The organism is Streptococcus sp. 2342 (assembly GCF_013276795.1).
Lineage (GTDB): Bacteria > Bacillota > Bacilli > Lactobacillales > Streptococcaceae > Streptococcus.
In genome coordinates, this window is the sequence record NZ_VMLR01000013.1 from 67984 (window position 1) to 80095 (window position 12112).

The 12112-nt window shown below is 41.0% G+C and carries 10 protein-coding genes and 1 pseudogene; 10 read left to right on the forward strand and 1 reads right to left on the reverse strand.

The genetic code is table 11. From position 1 onward, the window contains the following. The first annotated feature begins 21 nt into the window (after positions 1–21). Positions 22–1317 (forward strand): adenylosuccinate lyase, encoded by a 1296-nt coding sequence (gene purB / locus HT689_RS09105; RefSeq protein ID WP_012972422.1) that lies wholly within the window; start codon positions 22–24, stop codon positions 1315–1317. Positions 1318–1574: 257 nt separating this feature from the next. Here purB and HT689_RS09110 read toward each other — a convergent pair whose 3' ends face one another. Further along, entirely contained in the window at positions 1575–2291 is a 717-nt protein-coding gene (locus tag HT689_RS09110) for a GntR family transcriptional regulator (RefSeq protein WP_173224688.1), read from the reverse strand. Positions 2292–2638: 347 nt separating this feature from the next. Here HT689_RS09110 and HT689_RS09115 point away from each other — a divergent pair, with 347 nt between their 5' ends. From HT689_RS09115 to HT689_RS09155, 9 genes and pseudogenes are all read left to right on the forward strand, one after another. Continuing rightward, positions 2639–4426, forward strand: a complete 1788-nt coding sequence (locus HT689_RS09115) for a beta-galactosidase (protein WP_173224691.1) — start codon at positions 2639–2641, stop codon at positions 4424–4426. Further along, positions 4423–4899: a PTS system mannose/fructose/N-acetylgalactosamine-transporter subunit IIB gene (locus HT689_RS09120; RefSeq protein ID WP_000156971.1), complete on the forward strand. Its 477-nt coding sequence runs from the start codon at positions 4423–4425 to the stop codon at positions 4897–4899. The genes HT689_RS09115 and HT689_RS09120 overlap by 4 nt, the downstream gene beginning before the upstream one ends. A 27-nt stretch (positions 4900–4926) precedes the next feature. Further along, a complete protein-coding gene (locus tag HT689_RS09125; protein ID WP_172931688.1) occupies positions 4927–5832 on the forward strand; it encodes a PTS mannose/fructose/sorbose/N-acetylgalactosamine transporter subunit IIC in 906 nt (301 codons plus the stop codon). After that, positions 5819–6640, forward strand: a complete 822-nt coding sequence (locus HT689_RS09130; RefSeq protein ID WP_173224694.1) for a PTS system mannose/fructose/sorbose family transporter subunit IID — start codon at positions 5819–5821, stop codon at positions 6638–6640. The genes HT689_RS09125 and HT689_RS09130 overlap by 14 nt, the downstream gene beginning before the upstream one ends. Before the next feature lie 3 nt (positions 6641–6643). Beyond that, positions 6644–7048 carry a PTS sugar transporter subunit IIA gene (locus HT689_RS09135; RefSeq protein ID WP_173224697.1) on the forward strand — a complete coding sequence of 135 codons (405 nt, stop codon included), beginning with the start codon at positions 6644–6646 and terminating at the stop codon, positions 7046–7048. A gap of 205 nt (positions 7049–7253) precedes the next feature. Continuing rightward, positions 7254–8420, forward strand: coding sequence for an SIS domain-containing protein (locus HT689_RS09140; protein ID WP_173251770.1), 1167 nt, complete (start codon positions 7254–7256; stop codon positions 8418–8420). Positions 8421–8734: 314 nt separating this feature from the next. Continuing rightward, entirely contained in the window at positions 8735–9772 is a 1038-nt protein-coding gene (locus HT689_RS09145; protein ID WP_173251772.1) for an aldose epimerase family protein, read from the forward strand. A gap of 129 nt (positions 9773–9901) precedes the next feature. Then, positions 9902–11089, forward strand: coding sequence for a CAP domain-containing protein (locus HT689_RS09150; protein WP_112444886.1), 1188 nt, complete (start codon positions 9902–9904; stop codon positions 11087–11089). Between the two features lie 620 nt (positions 11090–11709). After that, a pseudogene (locus HT689_RS09155) lies at positions 11710–12112 on the forward strand (choline-binding protein); the annotation flags it as partial.

The following is a 12112-nucleotide window of genomic DNA, read 5'->3' on the forward strand; positions in this document are numbered from 1 at the left end:
ATGATAAAAAGGAGAAACAACATGATCAACCGTTACTCTCGCCCTGAGATGGCGAATATTTGGAGTGAAGAAAATAAATACCGTGCTTGGCTTGAGGTGGAAATCTTGGCGGATGAGGCATGGGCTGAGTTGGGGGAAATTCCTAAGGAAGATGTGGCTTTGATTCGCGAGAAGGCGGACTTTGACATCGACCGTATTTTGGAGATTGAGCAGGAAACTCGTCACGATGTGGTGGCTTTCACGCGTGCGGTTTCTGAAACGCTTGGCGAAGAGCGTAAGTGGGTTCACTATGGATTGACTTCTACTGACGTGGTGGATACTGCCTACGGTTACCTTTACAAGCAGGCCAACGACATCATCCGTCGTGACCTTGAAAATTTCACCAACATCATCGCTGATAAGGCTAAGGAGCACAAGTTCACCATCATGATGGGGCGTACCCACGGTGTGCACGCTGAGCCTACAACCTTTGGTCTGAAATTGGCGACTTGGTATAGCGAAATGAAGCGCAATATCGAGCGTTTCGAGCATGCGGCTGCTGGTGTGGAAGCTGGTAAGATTTCTGGTGCGGTTGGTAACTTTGCCAACATCCCACCATTTGTGGAGCAATATGTCTGCGACAAATTGGGCATCCGTGCCCAAGAAATCTCTACACAGGTCCTTCCTCGTGATCTTCACGCTGAGTACTTTGCGGTTCTTGCCAGCATCGCGACTTCAATCGAACGTATGGCGACTGAGATTCGTGGTTTGCAAAAATCTGAACAACGCGAAGTAGAAGAATTCTTTGCTAAAGGTCAAAAAGGTTCATCTGCTATGCCTCACAAACGCAACCCAATCGGTTCTGAAAATATGACTGGTCTTGCGCGTGTTATCCGTGGTCACATGATTACAGCCTATGAAAACGTGGCTCTCTGGCACGAACGTGACATCTCTCACTCATCAGCTGAGCGTATCATCACACCAGATACGACCATTTTGATTGATTACATGCTTAACCGTTTTGGAAATATTGTCAAGAACTTGACGGTCTTCCCAGAAAACATGATTCGCAACATGAACTCTACGTTTGGTCTTATCTTTAGCCAGCGTGCTATGTTGACCTTGATTGAAAAAGGAATGACCCGTGAGCAAGCCTATGACTTGGTACAACCAAAAACAGCCTACTCTTGGGACAACCAAGTAGACTTCAAACCACTGCTAGAAGCAGATCCAGAGGTGACATCACGCCTCACACAAGAAGAAATCGACGAGATTTTCAACCCTCTTTACTACACTAAACGAGTGGATGATATCTTTGAACGTCTTGGTTTAGGATAATTAAAATAAAATCGAAGTTCTATTACTCTATTTACTGGAGTAGCAGAACTTCGATTTTTCTTTTTTATTAAAGTGCTTTTGAAAAAAATAACCAATATTTATAATATGTTGAATATAGAATAGTATACTGTGACTTCTAAAATATTACTAGAAATTGATTTAAATTTCCTAATCGATTTGTCTATATTCTATTTCAATCTACTATGTCATATAATAATCATAGAAAAAGCCCAAGCGATTAGGCTCAGGCTTTCTTCTTAGTGATCACGGTCACATGAGATGAATTTAATCTTGTAATAATCAGATCGTTTGTAAGTTTCACTGTATCCTAAAACTTGACCAGTTGATTCGAGTTTGGTGATTTTAGTTTGTAGGACAGTAGGGAATTGTTCATCGACTCCGAGGACTGAAGCCACATGTTCTGGAGTTGGAAAGACTATTTCATTGATTTCTTCAAAGTGTTCATCATTCATGTGAATGTGGTAGTCTAACTTGAAACGGTTATAGATAGAACTATAGTATTCAAGGTTTGGATAATTTGCGTTGATATATTGTTCTGGGATGTAGGATGTGTGGTAGATATAAACGACACCGTTTGATTCGCGGACACGTTCAATCTTGTAGTAGAATTGATCGCCGCGTAGACCCAATTTTTCCAAGTAAACGAGTTTATTTCCGCGTTCAATTGAAAGAACAGTTACCTTATCATCTTTAGCATTAAAGAGTTCAATATCTGAAAACTCTACAAGCTTGTGTTTGCGTGCACGTGAAACGAAGGTTCCTTTTCCTTGTTGGCGGACAATATAGCCATCTTTAGCAAGGTCGTTTAAGGCGCGGACAACTGTGATAGAACTGACATCGTACATTGAAATGAGTTCTGCTTCAGTGTAAAATTTATCTCCACTGCTAAACTGCCCAGAGATGATTTTATTTTTTAATTCGTCTTTTATGTATTGATATTTGGGAATTGCCATATTTTTACCTCTATTTTCCTTCTCCACAGAAAATTTTACCATAAAAGCGAAAAAAATAGTAGTCTTTTGAATAAAAAATTAGAAAAATAGTTTGAAAAATTAAGGTACATAAGCATTGCTCATATTTTATAAATGTATTTTATACAAAATTATTTTAGGTTCTCTATTCCGAATTTAAAGAGCGTTTGAAGTGGGTCTGAAAATGTTTGAAACTAATTGAACGTGTGTATAATAGTAAAATTGCAGTAAATATTCCTACAATTTCTATTGACAATTCAAACAGATTGGTTTATAATTACTATAACAACAAATGAAAGCGTAAACTTTCGCGGTCAGAAGGTAGTTTTATGACACGATTTGAGATACGAGATGATTTCTATCTCGATGGAAAATCATTTAAGATTTTATCTGGCGCCATTCATTATTTTAGGGTTCCTCCAGAAGATTGGTATCATTCGCTCTATAACTTGAAGGCTCTTGGTTTTAATACAGTAGAGACTTATGTTGCTTGGAATTTACACGAGCCTCGTGAGGGTGAGTTTCATTTTGAAGGGGCTCTGGATTTGGAGCGGTTTCTTCAGACAGCACAAGATTTGGGTCTCTATGCGATCGTTCGTCCGTCACCTTTCATCTGTGCGGAGTGGGAATTCGGTGGCTTACCAGCTTGGCTCTTGACCAAGGATATGAGGATTCGTTCATCAGATCCAGCCTATATTGAGGCTGTCGGTCGCTATTATGACCAGCTCTTTCCACGATTGGTTCCACATCTGTTGGACAATGGTGGCAATATCCTCATGATGCAGGTTGAAAATGAGTATGGTTCTTACGGAGAAGATAAGGCTTACCTGAGAGTCATTCGACAGCTGATGGAAGAGCGTGGCGTAACCTGTCCCCTCTTTACATCAGATGGTCCATGGCGAGCTACTTTGAAAGCTGGAACCTTAATCGAAGATGACCTCTTTGTAACAGGAAACTTTGGTTCTAAGGCACCTTACAACTTTTCACAGATGCAGGAATTCTTTGATGAGCATGGTAAGAAATGGCCACTCATGTGTATGGAATTTTGGGATGGTTGGTTCAATCGCTGGAAAGAACCGATTATCACACGGGATCCAAAAGAATTGGCAGATGCAGTTCGAGAAGTTTTGGAACAAGGCTCTATCAATCTTTACATGTTCCACGGTGGTACAAACTTTGGCTTCATGAATGGTTGCTCGGCTCGAGGGACTTTGGACCTGCCACAAGTTACGTCTTATGATTACGATGCCCTTCTGGATGAAGAAGGAAATCCAACTGCCAAATATCTGGCGGTCAAGAAGATGATGGCAACACATTTTCCAGAGTATCCGCAGTTGGAACCACTCTACAAGGAGAGTATGGAGTTGGATGCTATTCCACTAGTTGAAAAAGTTTCCTTGTTTGAAACCTTAGATAGCTTGTCAAGTCCGATAGAAAGTCTCTATCCTAAAAAGATGGAGGAGTTGGGACAAAGCTATGGCTACCTACTCTATCGAACAGAAACAAACTGGGATGCAGAAGAAGAAAGACTTCGTATCATTGATGGTCGAGATAGGGCCCAGCTGTATGTCGATGGTCAGTGGGTTAAAACCCAATATCAGACAGAGATTGGGGAAGATATTTTCTATCAAGGTGAAAAGAAAGCGTTATCTAGGATTGACATATTGATAGAAAATATGGGGCGTGTCAACTATGGACACAAGTTCTTAGCAGATACGCAACGTAAGGGAATTCGGACAGGGGTTTGTAAGGATTTGCACTTCTTACTAAACTGGAAACACTATCCACTCCCACTAGATAATCCTGAGAAAATTGATTTTTCAAAAGGATGGACTCAAGGACAACCAGCCTTTTACGCTTATGACTTTACAGTTCAAGAGCCAAAAGATACTTACCTAGACTTATCTGAGTTTGGTAAGGGAGTTGCCTTTGTAAACGGGCAGAATCTAGGACGTTTTTGGAACGTCGGCCCAACCCTCTCGCTTTATATCCCTCATAGCTATCTCAAGGAAGGTGCCAACCGCATCATCATCTTTGAAACAGAGGGCCAATATAAAGAAGAGATTCATTTAACTCGTAAACCTACACTAAAACACATAAAGGGGGAAAACTTATGACAATTGTAGGATGCCGTATCGATGGACGTTTGATCCACGGACAAGTAGCCAATCTTTGGGCTGGAAAACTAAATGTTTCACGCATTATGGTTGTAGACGACGAAGTTGTCAACAACGACGTTGAAAAGAGTGGTTTGAAACTTGCGACACCACCAGGTGTGAAACTCAGTATCTTGCCAATTGAGAAAGCTGCAGCCAATATTCTTGCTGGTAAATACGATAGCCAACGTCTCTTTATCGTTGCTCGTAAACCAGACCGTTTCCTTGGTTTGGTCGAAGCAGGTGTACCACTTGAAACCCTCAATGTTGGGAATATGTCTCAAACACCAGAAACTCGCGCAATCACACGTTCTATCAACGTAGTGGACAAGGATGTGGAAGACTTCCACAAACTGGCAGAAAAAGGTGTTAAACTTACTGCTCAAATGGTTCCAAATGATCCAGTTTCAGACTTTTTGAGCTTATTAAAATAGGAAAAAATTTTTTAGGAGGTCATTGTTATGATACAATGGTGGCAAATTTTACTTCTCACTTTGTACTCAGCTTATCAAATCTGTGATGAGTTGACGATCGTTTCATCTGCAGGTTCCCCTGTATTTGCTGGTTTCATTACTGGTTTAATCATGGGAGATGTGACTACTGGTTTGCTTATCGGTGGTAACTTGCAACTGTTCGTTCTTGGGGTTGGTACCTTCGGTGGTGCTTCTCGTATCGACGCAACTTCTGGTGCGGTTCTTGCGACAGCCTTCTCTGTTTCACAAGGAATTGATGCACCGCTTGCAATTACTACAATCGCTGTACCAGTAGCATCTCTCTTGACTTACTTCGACGTTCTTGGACGTATGACAACTACTTTCTTCGCTCACCGTGTGGATGCTGCCATCGAACGCTTTGACTATAAAGGTATTGAACGCAACTACCTACTTGGTGCGATTCCTTGGGCTTTATCTCGTGCCCTTCCAGTCTTCTTTGCCCTTGCTTTTGGTGGTGAATTTGTACAACACGTAGTAGACTTCGTTACAAAATACCAATGGGTTGCAGATGGTTTGACACTCGCAGGACGTATGCTTCCAGGTCTTGGATTTGCAATCTTGCTTCGTTACCTTCCAGTTAAACGTAACCTTCACTACCTTGCTATGGGATTTGGTTTGACAGCTATGTTGACTGTTCTTTACTCATATGTAACAGGTCTTGGTGGCGCTGTTGCTGGTATCGTAGGCACTCTTCCTGCTGAAGTTGCTGAAAAAATTGGTTTCGTGAACAACTTCAAAGGATTGTCTATGATTGGTATCTCTATCGTAGGTATTTTCCTTGCAGTGCTTCACTTCAAAAATAGCCAAAAAGTAGCTGTAGCAGCACCTTCTACACCATCAGAAAGTGGGGAAATCGAAGATGACGAATTCTAATTACAAACTAACAAAAGAAGATTTTAATCAAATCAACAAACGTAGCTTGTTTACTTTCCAATTAGGTTGGAACTACGAACGTATGCAAGCATCTGGTTACCTTTACATGATCTTGCCTCAGTTGCGTAAAATGTATGGGGATGGCACTCCTGAATTGAAAGAAATGATGAAAGTTCATACTCAATTCTTCAATACTTCACCATTCTTCCATACCATTATCGCTGGTTTTGACCTTGCCATGGAAGAAAAAGATGGTGTAGGTTCAAAAGACGCCGTTAACGGTATCAAGACAGGTTTGATGGGACCATTCGCTCCTCTTGGGGATACAATCTTTGGTTCACTTGTACCTGCTATCATGGGGTCAGTCGCAGCAACTATGGCTATCGCTGGCCAACCTTGGGGGATCTTCCTTTGGATTGCAGTTGCAGTAGCGTATGACATCTTCCGTTGGAAACAGTTGGAATTTGCCTACAAAGAAGGGGTTAGCCTTATCAACAACATGCAAAGTACCTTGACAGCTTTGATTGACGCTGCATCTGTACTTGGTGTCTTCATGATGGGTGCTCTTGTAGCAACACTGATCAACTTTGACATTTCTTACAAATTGCCAATCGGTGAAAAATTGATTGACTTCCAAGACATCTTGAACTCAATCTTCCCACGCTTGCTTCCAGCAATCTTTACTGCCTTTATCTTCTGGTTGCTTGGTAAGAAAGGTATGAACTCTACTAAAGCTATCGGTATTATTATCGTACTTGCTTTGGCTCTTTCTGCCTTTGGTAAATTTGTACTTGGAATGGGCGCATAATTTATGACGCAATCATTAATTTTGGTGAGCCATGGTCGTTTCTGTGAAGAACTTAAAGGTAGCACAGAAATGATTATGGGCCCACAAGACAACATTTACACAGTAGCTCTTCTTCCAGAAGATGGCCCAGAAGACTTTACTGCAAAATTTGAAGCTGCTATTGAAGGTTTGGATGATTTCCTAGTCTTTGCGGATCTTCTCGGTGGAACACCATGTAACGTGGTAAGCCGTTTGATTATGGAAGGTCGTGATATCGAACTCTACGCAGGGATGAATCTTCCAATGGTCATTGAATTTATCAATGCGAGCCTTACAGGCGCAGATGCGGACTATAAGAGCCGTGCTGCAGAAAGTATTGTGAAAGTTAACGACCTGTTAGCGGGCTTCGATGATGACGAAGATGAATAATACTCTTCGAAAATCAAATTCAAACTACGTCAGCGTCGCCTTGCCGTACTTAAGTACAGCCTGCGGCTAGCTTCCTAGTTTGCTCTTTGATTTTCATTGAGTATACGATGTGACAACGTGAAAATCGTTAGAGCATTTTATATAGAATATACATGGGAATGGGGCTTACTCCCATTCCCATCTTTAATAGAAAAAGAGGAACTCAATGCTACATTATACAAAAGAAGACTTGATTGAATTGGGTGCAGAAATTACGACACGTGAAATCTACCAACAACCTGATGTCTGGAAAGAAGCTTTTGAAGCCTATCAAGCACAGCGTGAAGAAATTGCAGCCTTCCTGCAAGGGATTGCTGATAAACATGACTATATCAAGGTTATCTTGACAGGTGCTGGGACTTCTGCTTATGTGGGAGATACCTTGCTACCTTACTTTAAGGAAGTCTACGACGAACGCAAATGGAATTTCAATGCCATTGCGACAACAGATATCGTTGCCAATCCAGAAACTTATTTGAAAAAAGATGTGGTGACTGTCCTTGTATCTTTTGCTCGTAGTGGGAACTCGCCTGAAAGTGTAGCGACTGTTGATTTGGCCAAAGCCTTGGTAGATGAGCTTTATCAAGTGACCATTACTTGTGCAGCAGATGGTAAATTGGCTCTTCAAGCCCATGGTGATGACCGCAATCTCTTGCTTTTGCAACCAGCTGCCTCTAATGATGCTGGATTTGCCATGACTTCTAGCTTTACGTCTATGATGTTGACAGCTCTCTTGGTCTTTGATCCTACAGAATTTGCTGTGAAAGCTGAACGTTTTGAAGTTGTGTCTAGTATTGCACGTAAAGTTTTAGACAAGGCAGAAGATGTCAAAGAGCTTGTTGATCTAGACTTTAACCGTGTCATCTATCTAGGAGCTGGTCCTTTCTTTGGACTTGCTCATGAAGCTCAGCTCAAGATTTTGGAATTAACAGCTGGTCAAGTTGCGACCATGTATGAAAGTCCAGTTGGCTTCCGTCACGGTCCAAAATCTCTTATCAATGAAGATACAGTTGTTTTGGTCTTTGGTACAACGACAGACTACACTCGCAAGTACGACTTGGATTTAGTTCGTGAAGTTGCAGGGGATCAGATTGCTCGTCGTGTTGTACTTTTGAGTGATCAAGCTTTTGGTCTTGAAAATGTCAAAGAAGTGGCCCTTGGTTGTGGCGGTGTCTTGAATGATATTTACCGTGTTTTCCCTTACATCGTTTATGCCCAACTCTTTGCCCTATTGACTTCACTCAAGGTAGAAAATAAACCAGATACACCGTCTCCTACAGGTACAGTAAACCGTGTGGTACAAGGTGTTATCATCCACGAATATCAAAAGTAAGACTCTTCGAAAATCTCTTTAAACCATACTAGCGACGCTTTGCCGTAGGTATATGTTACTGACTTTGTCAGTTCTATTTGCAACCTCAAAACAGTGTTTTGAGCTGACTTCGTCAGTCTTATCCGGTAACCTCAAAGCAGTGCTTTGAGCAGCCTGCGGCTAGTTTCCTAGTTTGCTCTTTGATTTTCATTGAGTATAAGACAGTGTTTATGAATTCTTGACAAGAGGATTTGTAAATTATCAGATAAACCATAGATTGTCAGTACGCTTTCTATGGTTTGTTTGATTGAGAGAAATAGTAAAAGGAGAAGATAATGAAAGCATACACAGAGCGTGTATTTGGAAATGTTGAGGGACAAGATGTCTTGGCCTATCGCTTTGAGACGGACGGTGGCTACCAGCTTGAGGTTATGACTTATGGTGCGACCATCTTGCGCTATGTAACGCCTGACAAGGCTGGAAATTTTGCCAATGTTATTTTGGGATTTGCTGACTTTGACAGCTATGTAGGTAATAGTCCCAAGCATGGAGCTAGCGTAGGTCCTGTAGCGGGTCGTATTGCAGGCGCGACATTTGAGCTCAATGGCAAGACCTATGACCTTGAGGTTAATAATGCTAGCAACTGTAATCACAGTGGTTCAACTGGTTGGGATTCTAGCTTGTTTGAACTAGTTGAAGTGAGCGACCATGGCTTGACCCTCTACACAGAGCGTACAGATGGGACAGGAGGGTTTCCTGGAAATCTCAAGATTTGGATTAGTTATCACTTGGAAGAAACTGGTGCCTATGAAATTAGTTACAAGGTAACGACAGATCAGGATACGCTGGTTAATCCAACCAACCACAGCTATTTCAACTTGTCTGGTGATTTCTCGCAGACGATTGATCGTCATGTCTTCCAACTTAACACAGAGGGGATTTACCCAATCGCTCCCGACGGTGTTCCTGCAAAAACTCCAGATGCCAATCGTGATGTGGTCAACCACATCTACAATGGTGCCTTGTTGAAAGACATTTTTGCAGAAGAAGATGAGCAAATCCAACTAGTTTCTGGTTTGGATCATCCATTTGCCCTTCCTGCAGGCCATGACAATGCTGGATTCCTTTATGACCAAAACTCAGGTCGTTTCCTTCTTTTCAAGACAGAGGCCCCTTGCTTTGTAGCCTACACAGCAAACTTTGTGGATGAGAGTGTCATCATAGGAGGTCAGCCAATGGTACAGCACAATGGGATTGCCCTTGAGGCGCAAGCTCTACCAGATGCCATCCACAGTGACCTCAAAGACCAAGTCATTCTCAAAGCTGGTCAAACCTTCACCAGTAAGACACGTTATGAGCTTGTTGTGAAATAAAAGAATCATTGCGCCTACTTTTGGGATTTAGGAATAGGTAAGCAAAGACAAATAGTAGGAAAATATGATATAATTAGGTGTTAAAAAGTATTTATCAAGATACGATTCAAAAGATATAAGGAGTAAACAATGAAGAAAATTGTATTTGCTAGTGCCTTGGCTTTGACCTTGGCAGGAGCAGTTTTGACAAATGATGTTTTTGCCAATGACAGATTGGTGGCAACGCAATCTGCTGATGGTAATGTATTGACCTCAGAGGTGCTAAAACCTTCTAGTGGCAATGTTTTGGTTGGAATCAAGGGAGAATTTGTAGCTCCTCATCAACAATCTATTTTGGATGCCATTAATGCTATTCGTAAAGAAGCAGCTGACGAAGGTTTGGTAGATAAGTATGTCCCTATCAAATGGTCAACTGACCTAGAAAAGGCAGCTTTTGTTAGAGCTACAGAAGCATCTGTGACTATGAAACATGAGCGTCTTTCTAATAAAGAAATCTGGAGCGCCTTTCCAACTGGTAACAGCATGATGGGAGAAAATTTGGCATGGAATCATGACGGTTTTCTAAAAGCTATTGAACAATGGCGTTCTGAAAAAGCAGATTATGTGAAGAAAAAAAATAGTGGTTCAGACAACGGGAAATCTGGTCACTATGAGTCGCTAATTAACCCTAAATTTACACACATGGGAATGGCAGCTTTTAAAAATCCTAACAATCAATACAAAGCTATTACAATCGCTCAAACTCTAGGTGATGATGCTTCTTCAGAGGAATTGGCTGGTGGATATGGTTCTGCTGTTCAGTACACAGAAGTGACTGCCTCAAACCTTTCAACAGTTAAAAGTAAAGCTATAGTTGTAGAAACACCGCTGAAAGATTTCAGAAAATCCACATCTGATCAGTCTGGCTGGGTGCAGTCTAATGGCAAGTGGTATTTTTATGAGTCTGGTGATGTGAAGACAGGCTGGGTGAAAACAGATGGTAAATGGTACTATTTGAATGACTTAGGTATTATGCAGACTGGATTTGTAAAAGTTTCTGGTAGCTGGTATTATTTGAGCAATTCAGGTGCTATGTTTACAGGCTGGGGAACAGATGGTAGCAGATGGTTCTACTTTGATGGCTCAGGAGCTATGAAAACAGGCTGGTACAAGGAAAATGGTACCTGGTATTACCTTGATGAATCAGGTATCATGAAGACGGGTTGGTTTAAAGTTGGACCACACTGGTACTATGCCTACGGTTCTGGAGCTTTGGCTGTGAGCACAACAACACCAGATGGTTACCGTGTAAATGGTAATGGTGAATGGGTAAACTAGGCTGAACATGCCGACTGAGAGGTAAGTTATCCGTCTCACTAGCAACAAGAATGAACGATAAGAAAGAGGTTGATGGCGAACATTGACCTCTTTTTTGGAGTGTCTCGAGTCAGTTGCTATTCACTGAAAATAAGGACGAGTCATCGCTGGAGTATTCCTAATTCAAAAATCAAGTTTGAACATTTGCTTTTGGTATCTGTTTATTTCTGGAATGTGAGCTTTATACTCTTCGAAAATCTCTTCAAACCACGTCAGCTTCGCCTTGGTGTAGGTATATGTTACTGACTTCGCCAGTTCTATCTGCAACCTCAAAACAGTGTTTTGAGCAACCTACGATTCGCTTCCTAGTTTGCTTTTTGATTTTCATTGAGTCTCATCTGCAATAGAAAAGCAGTGTGAGAAGCAAATACACACCAGAATAAAAGAGAAACTCTAGGAAAGAAAATGTAAAGAAATATCAAAGTTTTCAAAACGATTTTCACAAAAACTTTGATAAAACAAATAAAATTCCGAACAAAAATGTAACAAAAATTTAATATAAAACACTTGACAAAGATTTGTGGGGGGGGTATACTTAATATAGTATAGTCTGAAAATGATTATCAGAAAAGAGGTAAATGATGAATAAGAAAAAAATGATTTTAACAAGTTTAGCCAGCGTCGCTATCTTAGGGGCTGGTTTTGTTGCGTCTCAGCCTACTGTTGTAAAAGCAGAAGACGCTCCACAAGCTGTTGAACAATCTTTATCAGAGAAGCAACAAGAATTCTTATCTAATTTTAATAAAGCTGCAGAAGCTATAGTTAAAGAATTAAAAGAAGATTTAGACAATGCAAAAGGAGATTCAGAATTACAAAACCAAATTCAAGGGTTTATTGATGAATTTGAAAAACGAACTAAAGCTCAGAAAGCTGACTATGAAGAACGCTTTAAAAAAGGTCTAACTGCAGAAGACGCTGAAAAAGAAGTAGAAGAAAAAGCTAAAGAAGAGGAAGTAGCAGAGGAACAAGAAGCTAAGGAAGAAG